The sequence below is a fragment of the Pseudomonas sp. TE6283 genome (assembly GCF_054060555.1).
In genome coordinates, this window is sequence record NZ_JBSSDH010000016.1 from 91,154 (window position 1) to 109,899 (window position 18,746).

Annotated in this window: 15 protein-coding genes; 11 read left to right on the forward strand and 4 right to left on the reverse strand. The window is 65.4% G+C overall.

Annotated elements, in window-relative coordinates; genetic code table 11:
• Window positions 1-14 precede the first annotated feature (14 nt).
• Window positions 15-794, reverse strand: coding sequence for a hydroxyacylglutathione hydrolase (gene gloB / locus ACVWZ5_RS19680; RefSeq protein WP_028690527.1), 780 nt, complete (start codon window positions 792-794; stop codon window positions 15-17).
• A gap of 84 nt (window positions 795-878) precedes the next feature.
• Between gloB and ACVWZ5_RS19685 the strand changes: the two genes are divergently transcribed.
• The 4 genes from ACVWZ5_RS19685 to ACVWZ5_RS19700 all read left to right on the forward strand — a co-directional run bounded on the left by ACVWZ5_RS19685 (window position 879) and on the right by ACVWZ5_RS19700 (window position 5,382).
• Complete coding sequence (locus ACVWZ5_RS19685; protein ID WP_028690528.1) at window positions 879-1,652, forward strand: class I SAM-dependent methyltransferase; 774 nt, start codon at window positions 879-881, stop codon at window positions 1,650-1,652.
• Between the two features lie 13 nt (window positions 1,653-1,665).
• Complete coding sequence (gene rnhA / locus ACVWZ5_RS19690; protein ID WP_028690529.1) at window positions 1,666-2,112, forward strand: ribonuclease HI; 447 nt, start codon at window positions 1,666-1,668, stop codon at window positions 2,110-2,112.
• Window positions 2,113-2,262: 150 nt separating this feature from the next.
• On the forward strand, window positions 2,263-3,018 hold the full coding sequence (dnaQ, locus tag ACVWZ5_RS19695; protein WP_028690530.1) for a DNA polymerase III subunit epsilon: 756 nt from the start codon (window positions 2,263-2,265) through the stop codon (window positions 3,016-3,018).
• A gap of 93 nt (window positions 3,019-3,111) precedes the next feature.
• Window positions 3,112-5,382, forward strand: coding sequence for an Orn/Lys/Arg family decarboxylase (locus ACVWZ5_RS19700; protein WP_457340801.1), 2,271 nt, complete (start codon window positions 3,112-3,114; stop codon window positions 5,380-5,382).
• On the opposite strand, the gene ACVWZ5_RS19705 is transcribed toward ACVWZ5_RS19700, so the two are convergent.
• Entirely contained in the window at window positions 5,366-5,584 is a 219-nt protein-coding gene (locus ACVWZ5_RS19705; RefSeq protein WP_028690532.1) for a hypothetical protein, read from the reverse strand. The two genes, ACVWZ5_RS19700 and ACVWZ5_RS19705, sit on opposite strands and share 17 nt — an antisense overlap.
• Window positions 5,585-5,742: 158 nt before the next feature.
• Here ACVWZ5_RS19705 and ACVWZ5_RS19710 point away from each other — a divergent pair, with 158 nt between their 5' ends.
• The gene (locus tag ACVWZ5_RS19710) at window positions 5,743-6,303 is read left to right on the forward strand and encodes an NADPH-dependent FMN reductase (protein ID WP_062573397.1); all 561 of its coding nucleotides are present in this window, start codon (window positions 5,743-5,745) and stop codon (window positions 6,301-6,303) included.
• 110 nt (window positions 6,304-6,413) lie between these two features.
• Here ACVWZ5_RS19710 and phnX read toward each other — a convergent pair whose 3' ends face one another.
• Together phnX and ACVWZ5_RS19720 are read right to left on the reverse strand one after the other, a co-directional pair.
• Window positions 6,414-7,241, reverse strand: coding sequence for a phosphonoacetaldehyde hydrolase (phnX, locus tag ACVWZ5_RS19715; RefSeq protein WP_062573398.1), 828 nt, complete (start codon window positions 7,239-7,241; stop codon window positions 6,414-6,416).
• 34 nt (window positions 7,242-7,275) lie between these two features.
• A complete protein-coding gene (locus ACVWZ5_RS19720; protein ID WP_084942551.1) occupies window positions 7,276-8,382 on the reverse strand; it encodes a 2-aminoethylphosphonate--pyruvate transaminase in 1,107 nt (368 codons plus the stop codon).
• Window positions 8,383-8,496: 114 nt separating this feature from the next.
• Between ACVWZ5_RS19720 and ACVWZ5_RS19725 the strand changes: the two genes are divergently transcribed.
• From ACVWZ5_RS19725 to ACVWZ5_RS19750, 6 genes are all read left to right on the forward strand, one after another.
• On the forward strand, window positions 8,497-9,360 hold the full coding sequence (locus tag ACVWZ5_RS19725; protein ID WP_062573400.1) for a LysR substrate-binding domain-containing protein: 864 nt from the start codon (window positions 8,497-8,499) through the stop codon (window positions 9,358-9,360).
• A 64-nt stretch (window positions 9,361-9,424) separates the two neighbouring features.
• Complete coding sequence (locus ACVWZ5_RS19730) at window positions 9,425-10,447, forward strand: AraC family transcriptional regulator (protein ID WP_062573401.1); 1,023 nt, start codon at window positions 9,425-9,427, stop codon at window positions 10,445-10,447.
• A 72-nt stretch (window positions 10,448-10,519) separates the two neighbouring features.
• Entirely contained in the window at window positions 10,520-14,965 is a 4,446-nt protein-coding gene (locus tag ACVWZ5_RS19735) for an NEL-type E3 ubiquitin ligase domain-containing protein (protein ID WP_457340802.1), read from the forward strand.
• A 140-nt stretch (window positions 14,966-15,105) separates the two neighbouring features.
• Window positions 15,106-16,752 (forward strand): AMP-binding protein, encoded by a 1,647-nt coding sequence (locus ACVWZ5_RS19740; RefSeq protein ID WP_084942557.1) that lies wholly within the window; start codon window positions 15,106-15,108, stop codon window positions 16,750-16,752.
• 12 nt (window positions 16,753-16,764) lie between these two features.
• Window positions 16,765-17,532 (forward strand): SDR family NAD(P)-dependent oxidoreductase, encoded by a 768-nt coding sequence (locus ACVWZ5_RS19745; protein WP_062573405.1) that lies wholly within the window; start codon window positions 16,765-16,767, stop codon window positions 17,530-17,532.
• A gap of 12 nt (window positions 17,533-17,544) precedes the next feature.
• On the forward strand, window positions 17,545-18,738 hold the full coding sequence (locus ACVWZ5_RS19750; RefSeq protein WP_062573406.1) for an acetyl-CoA C-acyltransferase: 1,194 nt from the start codon (window positions 17,545-17,547) through the stop codon (window positions 18,736-18,738).
• Window positions 18,739-18,746 lie beyond the last annotated feature (8 nt).

Genomic DNA, 18,746 nt, shown 5'->3' on the forward strand with positions numbered 1-18,746 from the left:
ATATCTTGAGGTTATCAGAACACGTCCTTCCAAGATCTCAAGGCAGCAAAAACAGTGGCTTGGGTAGGGTTGGAATGACCCTTCCATTCGTCTGCTTTTTGTTTAACGAATGTTTCAGCGGTGCGCAAAAACGGGTTGGTCAGGCGCTCGAGGCCGATGGTGGAGGGCAAGCTGATGCGATTGTCGGCGCGCAGGCGCGTAACGTCTTCGAAGCGTTGCAGAACGTGCGGGTTTTCCGGCTCAACGGCGCGGGCGAAGCGCAGGTTGCTCAGGGTGTACTCGTGGGCGCAGTACACTTCGGTCTCGGCGGGCAGGGCGGCCAGGCGCTGCAGCGAATGGTGCATCTGTTCGGGCGTGCCTTCGAACAACCGCCCGCAACCGGCGGCGAACAGGGTGTCGCCACTGAACAGTAGCGGCGTGGGCGATTGCGCAGTGTAATAGGCGATGTGGCCCAAAGTGTGGCCGGGCATGGCCATGACCTCGAAGGTCAGGCCCAGTGCCTGGACCTGCGCGCCGTCCTCCAGGGCGACGTCGCGGCCCGGGATGCGTTCGCTGGCCGGGCCGTAGACGGTGGCGCCGCTGGCCTGCTTCAGGGCTTCGACGCCGCCGACGTGGTCATGGTGATGGTGGGTGACCAGGATCGCCTCCAGCACCCAGTCGGGATGCTGGCCGAGCCAGGCGAGCACCGGCCCGGCATCGCCGGGATCGACCACTGCGCAGCGGCGATTGGCAGTATCCTGTAACAACCAGATGTAGTTGTCGTTGAAAGCGGGTAGGGCATCGATCTGTATCATGTGCGGATCCGTATCGCCAAGCCTGGACATTGGGGGCATCTTAGCCGCGATGGCGCGGCCGGAGAACCTTCGAGGGAGAACGCAATGACCGACCAAGCCTTCGCCCAGGCCGACCCCGACTGGGTCGAACTCATCAGCCTGGCCCGCGACTGGTTCAATGGCCCCCTTGGGCAGTTGATGCTCAAGGAAGAGGAAAAGTTGCTCGAAGAAGAGCTGCGGCGCTTCTTCGGTGGTTACCTGGTGCACTACGGCCCCTGCGCCGAACCCCCGCCCAATGCGCCACAGGTGCAGCGCAACGTGCGCCTGGGCGCGCCGTTGCCGGGGGTGGAGATCGTCTGCGAAGAGCAGGCCTGGCCGTTGTCGGAGCATGCCGCCGACGTGGTGGTGCTGCAGCATGGCCTGGACTTCAGCCTGTCGCCCCATGGCCTGCTGCGCGAGGCGGCCAGCGCGGTGCGCCCGGGCGGCCACCTGCTGATCGTCGGCATCAACCCGTGGAGCAGCTGGGGGCTGCGCCATTTCTTCAGCCAGGGCGCCTTGCGCAAGGCCCGCTGCATCTCGCCGTCGCGGGTCGGCGACTGGCTCAACCTGCTGGGCTTCGCGCTGGAGAAACGCCGCTTCGGGTGCTATCGTCCGCCGCTTGCCTCGCCGGCCTGGCAGCAGCGTCTGGCCGGCTGGGAGCGGGTGGCGGGGGGCTGGCAGAGTGCCGGGGGCGGCGTCTACCTGCTGGTGGCGCGCAAGATGGTGGTCGGCCTGCGGCCGCTGCGCCTCGAGCGCCGCGAGCCGATGGGCAAGCTGCTGCCGCTGCCATTGGCCAAGGTCAACCGCAGCGCCACCCACCCCGATTCCGAAAAGCACTGAACACGAGTGGTACATGAGCGATAGCGTCGAGATCTACACCGATGGTGCCTGCAAGGGCAATCCTGGCCCGGGCGGCTGGGGCGTCCTGATGGTTTTCAAGGGCGTCGAGAAGGAACTGTGGGGCGGCGAGCGCGAGACCACCAACAACCGCATGGAACTGATGGCCGCGATCGAAGGCCTGAAGGCGCTCAAGCGCGAGTGCGAGGTGGTGCTGACCACCGACTCCCAGTATGTGATGAAGGGCATCAACGAGTGGATGACCAACTGGAAGAAGCGTGGCTGGAAGACCGCCGCCAAGGAGCCGGTGAAGAACGCCGACCTGTGGATGGCCCTCGATGAACAGGTCAACCGGCACAAGGTGACCTGGAAGTGGGTGCGCGGGCATATCGGCCACCCGGGCAACGAGCGGGCCGACCAGTTGGCCAATCGTGGGGTTGATGAGGTTCGCGCGCAACGTTGATTGTGTTGCGGGCCATCGCGGGGCAAGCCCGCTCCCACGAGATGACTGCTGGCTGCGTGGGAGCGGGCTTGCCCCGCGATGACCGCAAAACGGCCCCGATTTCGTTATACTCCCACCCCGAATTCAAGCACCGCCAGTTGGAGTCCCCGCGTGGAGCAGCAGCAAGACAAACGGTTCGTCATCCTCGACACCGAGACCACCGGCATGCCGGTGGCCGAAGGCCACCGCATCATCGAGATCGGTTGCGTCGAAGTCGTGGGCCGGCGCCTGACCGGGCGGCACTTCCACGTCTACCTGCAGCCCGACCGCGACAGTGACGAGGGCGCGATCAACGTCCACGGCATCACCGACGCTTTCCTGGTCGGCAAGCCGCGTTTCGGCGATGTGGCCGAGGAGTTCTTCGAGTTCATCCAGGGCGCTACCCTGGTCATCCACAACGCGGCGTTCGACGTCGGCTTCATCAACAACGAGTTCGCGCTGATCGGTCAGCAGGACCGCGCCGACATCTCGCAGCACTGCCCGATCCTCGACACCCTGATGATGGCGCGCTCGCGCCATCCGGGGCAGCGCAACAGCCTCGATGCGTTGTGCAAACGCTACGGCATCGACAACTCCGGCCGTGAACTGCACGGCGCATTGCTCGACTCGGAACTGCTGGCCGACGTCTACCTGGCGATGACCGGTGGCCAGACCAGCCTGTCGCTGGCAGGGGATGGCGCACAGGACGAAGAGGGGCAGGGCAGCACCGGCAGTGAGATCCGTCGGATTAGCGGTCGTGCTGCCGGTAAGGTGATCATGGCCAGCGATGAAGAGCTCGAGGCCCATGCCGAGCGCTTGGCGGCCATTGCCAAGTCGGCAGGTGGGCCGGCGATGTGGCAGGTGCTGACCGAGCCGACCGCCAGCTGATCCAAAGACAGTACCGGCCCTATCGCGGGGCAAGTCGCAGCGGCGATGGCATCAACTACCCTGAGGGAAATTACCCGCAGAGGTAGCCGCCCGATGTACAAGGACCTCCAGTTCCCCATCCTCATCGTCCACCGGGCGATCAAGGCCGACAGCGTCGCCGGCGAGCGGGTACGCGGCATCGCCGACGAACTGGCCAGGGACGGCTTCGCCATTCTCGCCGCCGCCGACCAGGCCGAGGCGCGGCTGGTGGCCGCCACCCACCACGGCCTGGCCTGCATGCTGATCGCCGCCGAGGGCGTCGGCGACAACAGCCACCTGCTGCAGAACATGGCCGAGTTGATCCGCCTGGCCCGGCTGCGCGCACCCAACCTGCCGATCTTCGCCCTGGGCGAGCAGGTCACCCTGGAGAACGCCCCGGCCGAGGCCATGGGCGAGCTCAACCAGCTGCGCGGCATCCTCTACCTGTTCGAAGACACCGTGCCCTTTCTCGCCCGCCAGGTGGCACGGGCCGCGCACAGCTACCTCGACGGCCTGCTGCCGCCGTTCTTCAAGGCCCTGGTGCAACACACCGCGCAGTCGAACTATTCGTGGCACACGCCGGGCCACGGCGGTGGCGTGGCCTATCACAAGAGTCCGGTGGGGCAGGCCTTTCACCAGTTCTTCGGCGAAAACACCCTGCGCTCGGACCTGTCCGTGTCGGTCCCCGAGCTGGGCTCGCTGCTCGATCACACCGGCCCCCTGGCCGCCGCGGAGGCGCGGGCGGCGCGCAACTTCGGCGCCGACCATACCTTTTTCGTCATCAACGGCACCTCCACCGCCAACAAGATCGTCTGGCACGCCATGGTCGGGCGTGGGGACCTGGTGCTGGTGGACCGCAACTGCCACAAGTCGGTGGTGCACGCGATCATCATGACTGGCGCCATCCCTCTCTACCTGTGCCCGGAGCGCAACGAACTGGGCATCATCGGGCCGATTCCGCTCAGCGAATTCACCCCGGCGTCGATCCAGGCGAAGATCCAGGCCCACCCGCTGGCCCAGGGGCGGTCGGCGAAGATCAAGCTGGCGGTGGTCACCAACTCCACCTACGATGGGCTGTGCTACCACGCCGGCCTCATCAAGCAGACCCTCGGCGCCAGTGTCGAGGTGCTGCACTTCGACGAGGCCTGGTTCGCCTACGCCGCCTTCCATGAATTCTTCGCCGGCCGCTACGCCATGGGCACGCCGCGCGGCGATGAGGGCCCGCTGCTGTTCAGCACCCATTCGACCCACAAGCTGCTCAGCACCCATTCGACCCACAAGCTGCTGGCCGCCTTCAGCCAGGCGTCGATGATCCATGTGCAGGACGGCGCCTCCCGCCAGCTGGACCGCGACCGTTTCAACGAAGCGTTCATGATGCATATCTCCACTTCGCCGCAGTACAGCATCCTCGCATCGCTGGACGTGGCCTCGGCGATGATGGAGGGCCCGGCCGGACGCTCGCTGCTGCAGGAGATGTTCGACGAGGCCCTGAGCTTTCGCCGGGCGCTGGCCAACCTGCGCGAACACATCGCCGGCGACGACTGGTGGTTCAGCATCTGGCAGCCGCCGCAGGCCCAGGGCGGCGAGCGGCTGGAGGCGGCGGACTGGCTGCTGCAGCCGGGAGCCGAATGGCATGGCTTTGCCGAGCTGAGCGACGACTATGTGCTGCTTGATCCGCTCAAGGTCACCTTGGTGATGCCAGGGGCCGGTGGCGGCGCGGGCGAGCACGGCATTCCGGCCGCGGTGGTCAGCAAGTTTTTGTGGGAGCGGGGGCTGGTGGTGGAGAAGACCGGCCTGTACAGCTTCCTGGTGCTGTTCTCGATGGGCATCACCAAGGGCAAGTGGAGCACGCTGCTGACCGAACTGCTGGAGTTCAAGCGCCACTACGACGCCAATACCGCGCTGGCCGACTGCCTGCCCAGCGTGGTGACGCCGCAGCCGTCACGCTACCAGGGGCTGGGGCTGCGCGAGCTGTGCCAGCAACTGCATGCCTTCTACCGCGGCAATGCCACGTCCAGGCAGCTCAAGCTGCTGTTCACCCGTTTGCCCGAGGTGGCGATGACCCCGGCCGAGGCCTATGACCGGATGGTGCGTGGGGAGGTGGAGGCGGTGCCGATCGAGCAGCTGCTGGGCCGGGTCGCGGCGGTAATGCTGGTGCCCTATCCGCCGGGAATCCCCTTGATCATGCCGGGCGAGCGCTTCACCGAGGCGACCCGCTCGATCCTGGTCTACCTGGACTGTGCCCGGGCCTTCGACCAGGGCTTCCCGGGTTTCGTCGCCGACGTGCATGGCCTGCAGCGCGAGGGGGCGCTGTACACCGTCGACTGTGTCAAGGAATGCGGATGATCTCGACGCCGGTCTGGGCCAGCTCGAAGCGGTCGTCGCCCAAGTGGTTGACGCGGTCGCCGATGGCCAGCCGATAGCTGGTGACCGGCGCGCCGAGGGTGCTGCCGTCAGCCTGCAGGGTGGACTCCTGGAATTCGTGGACGGGGTAGATACGGCCTTCGGCGTCGCGGGCGTGGAACTGGCCGACCATTACTGCTGCCATTTAGGTGGAAACCTCTGAATCGTGTAGGAAATGTCTGTAGGCATAGACCAGTGAAACGCCCGGGAAGTTTTCAGCCGAATGGAAAAAAACCGCGAAGCCGAGGAACGGTCATCTATAACTAACAGGTCCCATTCCCAGAGCAGAGGTTGCAAAACGCCATGAGCCAAGTCTATTCGGTAGCGGTCGTCGTCGGCAGCTTGCGCAAGGAGTCCTATAACCGCAAGGTGGCCCGCGCGCTGTCTGAGCTGGCACCGTCCAGCCTTGCCCTGCGGATCGTCGAGATCGGCGACCTGCCGTTGTATAACGAGGATGTCGAGGCCGAGGGCGCGCCCGAGGCGTGGAAGCATTTTCGCGACGAGATCCGCCGCAGCGACGCGGTGCTGTTCGTTACCCCGGAGTACAACCGTTCGGTGCCGGGCGGGTTGAAGAACGCCATCGACGTGGGGTCGAGGCCCTATGGGCAGAGCGTGTGGGGCGGCAAGCCGGCGGCGGTGGCCAGCGTGTCGCCGGGGGCGATCGGCGGGTTCGGCGCCAATCATGCGGTGCGCCAGTCGCTGGTGTTTCTCGACATGCCGTGCATGCAGATGCCCGAGGCGTATATCGGCGGGGCGGCGACGCTGTTCGATGACAGCGGCAAGTTGAGCGACAAGACCCGGCCGTTCCTGCAGGGCTTTATCGACCGGTTCGCGTCGTGGGTGAAACTGAATCGGGCGGTCTGACCTCCCGAAGTCATCGCGGGGCAAGTCGCAGCGGCGAACCGCCGCTCCCACACCAGGCGGCATGTATGCTGGGGCGTGGGAGCGGGCTTGCCCCGCGATGTTTTTCGACATCACGCGCTCTGCGGCATCTCCCCCTTGGCCAGCCGCCGGTTGATATCGGCAATGACCTCGGGCAGCTCGTTGATGGTATCGATCAGGTAGTGCGGGCGGGAGCTGGCGAACATCCCATGGATCCGCTTGCGCTCGCTCTCCAGCTTCTCCGTGCTCAACGCCCGGTAGCCTTCCCAGGTCAGCCCCAGGGCATTGCCCGAGCACACCAGCGCCACGGTCCACATCCCGGCGCGGCGACCTTCGAGAATCCCCGGCACGGTATCGTCGACCTTCACGCAGGCGGCGACGTCATCGATGCCCAGGGCAATCACGTTGGCCAGCGCCTGGGCCGGCCACGGGCGGCCGTTCGGCGTCTCGTCGGTGGCCACCACATGGTCGGCCACGTAGCCGTTCTGCGCGGCCAGCTCGACCACCTTGTCCATCACCACCTTCGGGTAGCCCGAGCAGGAGCCGATCTTCAGGCCGCTTTTGCGCAACCCGGTCAGGGTCTCCAGGGCGCCGGGGATCAGCGCCGAGTGCACGGCGATCTTCTCGATCTGCAACGGCATGAAGCGCTCGTAGATGGCGGTGACGTCGTCGTCGGTGGGCGTGCGGCCGAATACCTTGCGGTAGCGCTCGGCGATCTCCGGCTCGTCGCACAGGGTGCGGATATGGTCCCACTTGCCCATGCCCATCGGGCCACGGGCTTCTTCGATGGACACCTGCACGTCGAACTCGGCGAAGGCTTCGACGAAGATCTGGGTCGGGGCGAACGAGCCGAAGTCGACCACGGTGCCGGCCCAGTCGAGGATGGCGGCTTGCAGCTGGGTGGGGTTGCTGTAGTTCATGTGCGCATTTTCCTTGAATTGGGTGGGCAGAGGGTCAGATGTCCAGCACTTCCATTTCCCGCAGCACCTCGGCCACGGCATTCACGGCGGCCTGCATGCCATCGGCGCCGACCACGCCGATGCAGCCGACGCGGAAGGTCTCGACCTGGGTCAGCTTGCCCGGGTAGAGGATGAAGCCCTTGGCCTTGACCCGCTCGTAGAAGTCCTTGAACTGGTAGCGCGGGTCCTTCGGCGCGTGGAAGGTGACGATGATCGGCGCCTGGATGTCGGCGGGCAGGAAACTCTGCAGGCCGATTTTCGCCATGCCGTCGAGCAAGGTCCTGCAGTTATCGGTGTAGCGTTGGTGGCGGGCGGGCAGTCCACCCTCTTCGTTGTATTGCTGTAGCGCTTCGTGCAGGGCAGCGACCACGTGGGTCGGCGGGGTGAAGCGCCACTGGCCGGTCTTGGCCATGTAGGCGTGCTGGTCGTGCAGGTCCATGGCCAGGGAGTGGGCGTTGCCTTCGGCGGCGGCCAGGGCGGCTTTTTCGGCGAAGACAAAGCCCATGCCCGGCACGCCTTCCAGGCACTTGCCGGAAGCGGCGATCAGCGCTTCGAAGGGGATCTGGCGGGCATCGATCGGCAGCGCGCCGAACGAGCTCATGGCGTCGATGATCAGGCGCTTGCCGTGGCGGCGGATCACCTGGGCGATCTCGGGCAGCGGGTTGAGGATGCCGGTGCTGGTCTCGCAGTGGATCAGCGCCACATGGGTCACGGCGGGGTCGGCGGCCAGCAGGCGGTCGACGTCGGCGGCGGTGGTCGGCTGGTCCTCGGCGGTCTCGAAGGTGCTGTAGGCGCGGCCCAGCACCTTGCAGATCTTCGCCAGGCGCTGGCCGTAGGCGCCGTTGATCAGCACCAGCACCTTGCCGTCACGGGGGACCAGGGTGCCGATGGCGGCCTCGACGGCGAAGGTGCCGCTGCCTTGCAGGGGCACGCAGTGGTGGCTGGCGCTGCCGTCGATGATGGCCAGCAATTGTTCGCACACGCTGGCGGTCAGCTGGTTGAAGTCGCGGTCCCACGAGCCCCAGTCCACGAGCATGGCCTGGCGGGTACGGATCGAGGTGGTCAATGGACCGGGGGTCAGCAGGATCGGGGCGTTGCTCATTCCGTGGTTCCTCACTATGCGGTGGGCTGGAAACTAGTGGGGCTAGGTTGCAATTCGCTGTGTCATCAATCAAATTGTTTGTAGATATGCCAGCCATAAGTCAGGCCGATAGATATGAACCTGTTCCAGCTCCGCGCCTTCGACGCCGTCGCCCGCGAGGGCAGCTTCACCCGCGCCGCCGAGCGCCTGTTCATCAGCCAGCCGGCGGTGACCGGGCATGTAAAGGCGTTGGAGGAGCACTACCAGATCACCTTGCTGCGCCGTACCGCCCGGCGGGTCGAGCTGACGGAGGAGGGTACGCGCCTGGCGGCCATCACCCGGGCCATGTTCGGCCTGGCCGAGGAAGCCCAGGCCATGCTCGAGGCTAACCGGCAGTTGCTGACCGGGCGCCTGGAGGTGGCGGCTGACGGCCCGCACCGGGTGATGCCGATGCTGGCGCAGCTGCGCGAGCGCTATCCGGGCATCACCGTCAACCTGCGCCTGGGCAATGCCCAGGAAACCCTGGCCGCGCTGTTGTCGGAACATGCCGATGTGGCCGTGCTGACCGAGATCGAGCCGCGCAAGGGCCTGCACCTGCAGGCGTTGCGCGAGTCGCGGTTGTGTGCACTGTTGCCCGTGGGGCATGCCTGGGCGGGTGCCGGGGGAGACTTGCCGCTGGCCGAGCTGGACAGGCAGATCATGGTGCTGCGCGAGCCCAGTTCGACCACCCGGCGTACCTTCGACAAGGCCTGCGCCGACGCCGGCGTGCAACCTCGGGTGCTGCTGGAACTGGACAGCCGCGAAGCGGTCACCGAGGCGGTGGCGGCGGAACTGGGCATCGGCGTGGTGTCCTCCACCGAAGTGGCCCATGACCCGCGGGTGGTGGCCCGCCCCCTGGCCGGTCAGGGCCTGGTCAACCAGCACATGGTCGGTTGCCTGGAGCGCCGTCGCGAGCTGCGCCTGATCCAGGCGTTCCTGGGCCTGGCCGCCGGCCAGTGATCGGCGGCTGACGTTTTCCCCGTGGCGGCCTAAGATGGCCGCCACAGCGCAGACTGGATTGTCGATGAGCGAGAAGGACACCATTTCCATGCAACTGGTGCGCGAAGCCCTGTTGCAGACCTGCCCGGCCGGCGAACCCGATGCCGGGCTGCTGGCGCGTGCCGGGATCGCGGCCGAGCAGCTGGACTTGCCCGAGGCGCGGGTGACGGCAGAGTCCTACGCTAGGCTCTGGCGCCTGTTGGCGCGGCGCTGCAACGACGAGTTCTTCGCCATGGACCGGCGCGGCCTGCGCAGCGGCAGCCTGGCCTTCATGGCCCGCAGCGCCATGGCCCAGCCGACCCTGGGCGCGGCCCTGGACAATCTGCTGGCGTTCCTGTCGCTGATGCTCGAAGACCTGCAGCCGGGCCTGGTGCGCCAGCAGAGCCTGGCCGAGATCGTCATCAACGAGCCTGGCGACACGCCGCGCCGGGCGTTCACCTACTTCACCTTCTGGATGATCGTGCACGGCCTGGCCTGCTGGCTGGCCGGGCGGCGCATTCCGATCCTGGCCATCGACCTGCGCTGTGCCGAGCCGCCTTTCTGTGACGACTACCGGGTGATGTTCTCCGAGAACCTGCACTTCGAGCGGCCCCGCACCCGGATGATCATTACCGCCGACTGTCTCGACTTGCCGTTGCGGCGTAACCCCGAAGAACTGCAGCGTTTCCTTGCCGAGGCACCGGCCAACATCCTCGTCAAGTACCGCGACCCTGCCAGTCTGGGGAGGCGCATACGCCACGATCTGCTGGCCATGGATCCGGGATGTTGGCCCGATGCCGACAGCCTGGCCCGGCGTTTGTGCCTGTCCACGGCGACCTTGCGCCGACGGTTGGGCGAGGAGGGGCAGACCTACCAAGGACTCAAGGACAGTGTCCGGCGTGAGCTGGCCATTGCCTGGCTGTCCGAACCTGGGCTGGGGCTGGTGCAGATCGCCGAGCGCCTGGGTTTTGCCGACAACAGTTCATTCTATCGGGCGTTTCGCAAATGGTTCGGTTGCAATCCCGGCCATTACCGTAATCTGGTATTGCAGGAGCAGGACCTGCACTAGGCCCGGCCCTTCCCTCTGCCTCGGCCAGACAGCGCTGCCTATGCTCGTGGCTCCCTCTGGAGAGCCACGAGCATGTCCCATGTACTTACCCACCAGCTTGAAAATCCCACGGATAAATTCCTTGCCGCACGCCTGCCGGACTGGCTGCGACAGGCCTCGGCGGCAAGCATCAATATGCTGCGCGATTGTTATGCGAGTTATCGGGACAGCCACGACCAGCTGACTGCGGCATTGCAGGTGCTACCGTCACCGCAGCAATACGCCCTGATGGCGTTGCAGCCGATGCTTGAAGGCGCCGCCGCCGACGTCGGGCTCGCACGGCTGGACTGGCTTGAGGTACGCCGTCGCTTCAGTTCGACTATCGGAATCGGACTGCCGAATGACGAGCCGTATACCGTGCGTACCCCGGCATTGGCGCGGTTGATGCACAACTTCGCCGCAAATGAGTCGTTTTATGTAGGCAGCGGCCTGGCTCGCAGTGGCCAGACCCAGGTTTTGACCCGCGATGTCGAACGAATCGTCAGTCGCCGTCGCCAACTCGATGTCGGGAAAGACTACCAGGCGCTGCTGGTGCAACACGACACCCCCGCAATACGCCAGTTGCTGGCCAGTCACAAGCGTGCAAGCCTGCGCCTGGCTGTGGAAGTGGCAACGCTGCGCGGGCAATTGTCCGCCGCCCAGCAACAGGCTTTGCGTGTGCTCGCCGGTTCGGCTCCACAGCAGCATCCACAAGGGCTGCATGCGTACGCCGGGCAGTTGAAGGTTCTCCAGGTTGAGGTTCACGACAGCCTGCTGATCCAACTGCGTGGGCACGATGGACACAACCACGGTGTGGTGTTGTACCTGCCGACCGAACCCGAATATCCACTACGCCATTTTGCCGATGTGAGCGCGCTGGCCGCAGCACTGGCCACGCAGCTTGCCGAGGCCGCGGCACGCCAGCGAATCGTAGAGCTGGTCCGACTGCAGGATCGGGCGCGACTCCTCGACTTGCTCAATACCCGGCTGAAAGATCCCGTACCGGATCTGGCGCTCGAAGGTGCGACTTTGCATGCGGATATCTTCGCCCGGCTGGCCGAGGCTCACATCGAGCGCCTTAGGAATGACGCTCGCCTGCTGTTGGTATCAAATGCTGATGCGGATGCAAGCGCCAGCCATGCACGACTGGCATTCTGGGAGGGGGTTGCCATGGGCGCGGCAGGGATCGCGGGTCTGTTCGTTCCCGTGTTGGGCCAGCTGTTGCTGGCACAAATGGTGGTGCAGACCTTGGGGGATGTCTATGAAGGCGTGTCCGATTGGGCCCAGGGCCATCGGCACGAAGCGGTGGAGCACCTGCTGGGCGTTGCCGAGGTGGTGGCGGTCACGGCGATCACGGCCGCAGGTATTGGCGTCGTGGCGCGAGGATTCGCGCGCAGTGGTTTGGTCGATGCGCTCGAACCTGTAGTCGGTACGGGTGGGCAGGCTCGGTTGTGGCGGGGTGAAGTGGAGCCGTTCGAGGTGTCACCAGGCGAGGGGCTGCAATTGCAGGAGGACGGGCTGTTTGACGACGACGGACGGCGTCTGGTTCGCCTGGAGGGGCGCTACTACGAAGTTCATCGCCCCGACCCTGATCGGCCCTTGCGCCTGCGCCATCCGAGCCGGGCGAACGCCTATGAGCCGGTATTGCTGCATAACGGCGAGCGCGGTTGGCGCCTGCACAGCGAGCGCCCACTGGAATGGGATGACAGCGTGAAGATGCTTGATCGGCTGTGGCCTTGCCATCCTGCGTTGGCACCGAGCCGCGCCATGCAGATATTGCAGGTTGCCGGCGTGGACGCTGCGGCACTCAGAGGCTTGCTGGTGGAAAACAGCCCATTGCCGTTTACCTTGCGCGACACCTTGCAGCGGTTTGCTGCCGACGAACGGGTAAGTGAACTGTTCGCCAATCTTCGCCAGGCTCCGCCCCGGCTGGGCGATTCGAAGGTCCTGGCTTGGTGTCGGCAACAGGCAGACTTGGCAGCCTTGTCCGAAGAACAGATTGCCGCCCGCCTTTTGGCGCAGCCGGCACACTGGCGCGCGATGTTGGTCGATTGGCTGAGCACGCCATCGATCCCGGCCGATCCGCTGTTGGCTTTGCTTGAGCGGGATTTTCCGGGGCTGCCGCGACTCTACGCGGGGGCCGTGTTGGAGGACCTGTCACCCCAGTTGCGTCGAGTGGCGGAGCTGGAAGGCAAATTGCCCCTTTCGCTGATGACCAAGGCTCGCTCGATGCTGCAACTGGCCAGGACCAACCGCGCGATCGAGGGTTTGTTCCTGCAAGGGCAATACACTGCCGCAACGGGGGAGCTGGTCTTTGCCATACTGCGGCGCTTGCCGGGCTGGCCCTTGGAACTGAATCTTGAACTGCGTGAAGGCACGGAGCACGGCCCGTTGCTGACAACCCTGAACCCCGCGGCATCCGAGCAGACGCGCACTACCCTGGTGGAGCGCCAGGGGCGCTTCAGCCTGTACGACCACCGAGGGCTGCCCCTGGAAGTAGAGGTGCAGGAACCTGCAGGCCTGTTCGAGACCCTGGCTGCCTTGCTCAGCCCTCACCAGCGCAGCATGCTGGCGCTGCCCGAAAGAGGCACGGCTGATGCACTGCGTGAACGGGCCAAGACACTCGTGCCGGCGACCCGGCAAGGGGTTCTGAACCTGCTGGGCTGGCGTATGGAGCCCGCCTCGTTCAACCCGGCCATCCGCCTTGGCAGTGGTCGGCTGGGGTACCCTCTGGGGGGGCGGCAATCGACCCACCGTACGTTCATGTCCACCTTAAGGGATCGGGTTCGTGCCTTGTATCCGGGATTCAACAATGACCAGGTCGAGAGCTTCATGCGCACCTTGCTGCTTCATGAGGGTTCGCCACTCGACCGGTTGTTGTCGCATGAGCACAACCTGGAGCTGCTCGACCAGTCGCTGACCACCTGGCAGGACGCGGCAAGGGGGCAGTTGGCACGCAGCCAGCGCATGCACGTCGCCAACCAGCTACGGGCCGCCTGGCGGCTGATCGGCGAAGTGGTGGTCGAGGCCGATGGTACGAACAGCATGAGGTTGAATATCAGTGGCTGGCGTATCGGAAGTCTACCCTCGCTGTCGGCCCAAATCGACATGAGCCACGTCAGCGAGCTGGTGCTGGCCGGTCTGGATCTGGAGGACGTTCCAGCCAACTTCCTGCGTTGTTTCAACCAGGTGCGCTCGCTCAGCCTGATCAACAACAGGTTGACTCACCTGCCGGAGGAGCTTTCCCATTTGACCCGACTGCGATCATTGAACCTGATGGCCAACCGTATCAGGATGAACCCGAGTAACCAGAACGTGCTCAGTGGCCTGGCGCGGGTCGAATCACTCAACCTCAGCCACAATCCATTGCGCTCGATCGACCTGCGTTTCGCACAGCCGTCGCAACTGCGTGAGCTGAATCTTACCTACTGCAGCCTTGTGGCCATGCCCTCGCGGCTGGCGCAATGCCAGGCGTTGGAGGTCGTCCAGCTTTCCAGCAACCTGATTTCCACGATTCCTGAGGGATTGATGCAACTGCCTTGGCGTTTCCGGGCCCGGATCAACCTCAGCAACAACCGCATCCCAAGGGCTGCCGCGACAGCGTTTCACAGTGCAGGGCAGCGCGCAGCCCTGGTTCGGGAGCAGCCATCCTCGTTGCTGCGGGTCGAGTCCTGGCTACTGGGTGAGCCGAATCAGGTGCAGGAAGCCCTGGCGCAACGATGGAGCCGAGTACAGTCCCAGGATGGCAGCTCCGGGCTATTCCGCCTGTTGCAAGCCCTTACCGCGAGCAATGATTTCGCTGAAGCCGGGGAGTACGTGCGCGGCCAGGTCTGGGCGCTACTCGAAGCCTTGGATACGGACGCGGCGCTGCGCGAGCAGATCTTTGCAAGTGCGCACGAGACGCTGGGGTGCGTCGACAGTGTTGCCGAGCGTTTCAGCAGGCTTCAGATCGAAGTGCTGACCTACAAGGCTCGGCAACGCACCGGCGACTCGGATGCCGGACCTGAGCTGCTTGATCTCGGGCGACGGTTGTTTCGCCTGGAACAGGTGGATCGATTTGCCTTTGCGGCGGTTGATCGTCGCAGGGCGGCGGGCGAGACGGTGGATGACCTGGAGGTGGTCCTCGGCTATCGTGTCGAGTTGGCCGATGAACTGGGGTTGCCTTGCCAGCCCCGCACGATAAGGTTCCGTACGCTGGCAGGCATCACCCCGGCCTGTCGTGCCGAGGCGCTGTCGGCGGTGCTCGCGGCGCAGACGCCCGAAGCCGTGGCCCAGAGCGTGGCCAGTCAGGCGTTCTGGACCGATTTTCTGCGTACCCAGCATCCCGGTCCGTTCTCTGAGGTGGCCGATACTTTCGCCGCACGTGGAGAAGCGCTGGAAAACCGCGCCGAGAACCTGAGCAGCGAGGCCTACCGCCAGGCGTGGGAAGCGCTTGCCGCCGAGCGAGAGGCTGCGATGCACTCCTTGGAGCTGCAGCTTACCCGGGATGCCCTGGGGTAAGAGGGCCTGCCCGGCCAGGCGCCTGCAGCCAAACCGCTCAGCGATGTTGAGCGGTTTGGCCATTGTCGGCATGTCCCATCGGAGGGACCATCCTTGGATGATTGTGCGATTCCTACAATAACAATCCAAGGAGTCTGACCATGTCCGATTACGCCGAGGCCGTGCGAACGTTCGTCCATGCCGATGCGGTGCGCCAGGCGCTGCAGGGCAGCCTCACCGCAGTCAATGCCTGTGTCGAGTGCTGCGACCGTCATGTGGGCGAACAGCGGATTGCATTGCTGTGCGAAGCCCATGACGGTTCCAGTAACCGCTACAGCTTCGAGCAGCTTCAAGGGTTGGCAGCACGCTTTGCCAATGTGCTCAACGCCTATGGGGTTGGCCCTGGGGATCGTGTGGCGGGCTTGTTGCCACGCACCGTGGAACTGATGGTGACCATTCTGGCCACCTGGCGGCTGGGTGCCGTCTACCAACCGCTGTTCACCGCTTTCGGCCCCAAAGCCATCGAGCACAGGTTGCATGCCTCCGCTGCAAAGGTGGTGATCACTGATCGTGGCAACCGTGGCAAGCTCGAGGGCGTGGCGCAGTGCCCTCCTTGCATCACGGTGGGCGCCGGCGTCGACGAGGCGGATTTTCACGAGTTGCTCGGCGCGGCAAATGCTATATGCGAACCTGTACCGCGCAATGGAGACGATCCCTTTCTCCTGATGTTCACTTCCGGCACCACGGGCCCGGCCAAGCCGCTGGAGGTACCCCTGCGCGCCATCGTCGCGTTCCAGGGCTACATGCGCGATGCCATAGGCCTGCGCCCGGAGGACAACTTCTGGAACCTGGCCGATCCGGGTTGGGCCTACGGCTTGTACTACGCGGTTACCGGCCCGTTGTCCCTTGGGCATGCCACGACGTTCTACGATGGGCCATTCAGCGTCGAGAGCTGTGCGAGCATCATCGACAGGCTGGGTATCACCAATCTGGCTGGATCACCCACCGCCTACCGTCTGTTGATCGCCGCCGGCAAGGCCTTCTCCAGGCCCGTCAAGGGCCGGCTGCGGGTCGTCAGCAGCGCTGGCGAACCGCTCAATCCGGAGGTGATCCGCTGGTTTGCCGATGAACTCGGGGTGACCATCCACGACCACTATGGCCAGACCGAGCTGGGCATGGTGCTGTGCAACCACCATGCGTTGCTACACCCCGTGCACCCTGGATCGGCAGGTTTCGCCATTCCCGGCCACCGCATCGTGGTGGTGGACGAGCAGGGCAACGAACTGCCTGCCGGCCAGCCCGGCATCCTCGCGGTGGACCGTGAGCAATCGCCGCTGTGCTGGTTCGCCGGTTACCACGGGCTGCCGACCAAGGCCTTCGTTGGCAAGTACTACCTGTCCGGCGACACCGTCGAGCTCAATCAGGACGGCAGCATCAGCTTCGTCGGTCGCAGCGACGATGTGATCACCACCTCGGGCTACCGGGTCGGCCCGTTCGATGTTGAAAGCGCACTGATCGAGCACCCGGCGGTGGTCGAGGCGGCGGTGATCGGCAAACCCGACCCGGAACGCACCGAGTTGATCAAGGCTTTCGTGGTGCTGGCCCAGGGTTACCAGGGCAGCGCCGAACTTGAGGAAACCCTGCGCCAGCACGTGCGCCAGCGCCTCTACGCCCACGCCTACCCGCGTGAAATCGAATTCGTCGGCGAGCTGCCCAAGACCCCGAGCGGCAAGCTGCAACGCTTCATCCTGCGCAACCAGGAAATCGCCCGACAACAAGCCGCGCAGCCGATCGCTGCGGGCGCCTGAAGGAAAACCGACATGCACATCACTCAAAAGAATTTCATCGTCAGCGGCGCGGCCTCGGGCCTGGGCGCCGCCACCGCGCAGATGCTCATCGAGGCCGGCGCCAAGGTCATGCTGGTCGACCTGAACGCCGCGGCCGTCGAGGCCAAGGCCGCCGAACTGGGTGCCAATGCCCGCTTCGCGGTGGCCGACATCAGCGACGAACAGGCCGCCAAGGCGGCGGTCGATGCCGCGGTCAGCGCCTTCGGCGGCCTGCACGGGCTGGTCAACTGCGCCGGCATCGTCGGCGCCGAGAAGGTCCTGGGCAAGAATGGCCCGCACGCCCTGGGCAGCTTCGCCAAGGTCATCAACGTCAACCTGATCGGCAGCTTCAACCTGTTGCGCCTGGCCGCCGCGGCCATGGCCGAAGGTCCGGCGGACGAGGGTGGCGAACGGGGCGTGATCATCAATACCGCTTCAATTGCCGCCTATGACGGCCAGGTCGGCCAGGCCGCCTATGCCGCCTCCAAGGGCGCCATCGCCAGCCTCACCCTGCCGGCGGCCCGTGAGCTGGCGCGCTTCGGCATCCGCGTGATGACCATCGCCCCGGGCATTTTCGAAACCCCGATGATGGCCGGCATGACCGACGAAGTCCGCGCCTCGCTGTCCGCCGGCGTGCCGTTCCCGCCGCGCCTGGGGCGCCCGCAGGAGTACGCAGCGCTGGCCCGTCATATCATCGAGAACAGCATGCTCAACGGTGAAGTGATCCGTCTCGACGGCGCGCTGCGCATGGCTGCCAAGTAAGGAGAACCCAGCATGAGCCTGAACCACGATCCGATTGTCATCGTCAGCGCCGTGCGCACGCCCATGGGCGGCCTGCAGGGCGACCTCAAGAGCTTGACCGCGGCGCAATTGGGCAGCGCAGCCATTCGTGCCGCCGTCGAACGCGCCGGCATCGATGCCGCCAGTGTCGAGCAGGTGCTGTTCGGCTGCGTGCTGCCGGCCGGCCAGGGTCAGGCACCGGCGCGCCAGGCGGCGCTGGGTGCCGGCCTGGACAAGCACACCACCTGCACCACCCTGAACAAGATGTGCGGCTCGGGCATGCAGGCGGCGATCATGGCCCATGACCAGTTGCTCGCCGGCAGCGCCGACGTGATCGTCGCCGGTGGCATGGAAAGCATGACCAACGCCCCGTACCTGCTGGACAAGGCCCGTGGCGGCTACCGCATGGGCCACGGCAGGATCATCGACCACATGTTCATGGACGGCCTGGAAGACGCCTACGACAAGGGACGCCTGATGGGCACCTTCGCCGAGGACTGCGCGCAGAAGGGCGACTTCAGCCGCGAGGCCCAGGACGCCTTCGCCATCGCTTCGCTGACCCGTGCCCAGGAAGCGATCAAGAGCGGCCGCTTCGCCGCCGAGATCGTTCCGGTGGAAGTCACCGAGGGCAAGGAGAAGCGCGTCATCAAGGACGACGAGCAGCCGCCCAAGGCGCGCCTGGACAAGATCCCGCAGCTCAAGCCGGCCTTCCGTGAAGGCGGCACCGTCACCGCGGCCAACTCAAGTTCGATTTCCGACGGCGCCGCCGCGCTGGTGCTGATGCGTCGCTCCGAGGCCGAGAAACGCGGCCTCAAGCCCCTGGCGGTGATCCATGGCCATGCGGCTTTCGCCGACACCCCGGCACTGTTCCCCACCGCGCCCATCGGTGCCATCGACAAGCTGCTCAAGCGCACCGGCTGGAACCTGGCCGAGGTGGACCTGTTCGAGATCAACGAGGCCTTCGCCGTGGTCACCCTGGCGGCCATGAAGCACCTCGACCTGCCCCATGAAAAGGTCAATATCCACGGCGGCGCCTGCGCCCTGGGCCACCCGATCGGCGCCTCGGGCGCGCGCATTCTGGTGACCCTGCTGTCGGCCCTGCGCCAGAACAACCTGCGCCGTGGCGTGGCGGCCATCTGCATTGGCGGTGGCGAAGCGACGGCCATGGCGGTCGAGTGCCTGTACTGAGGTGAATC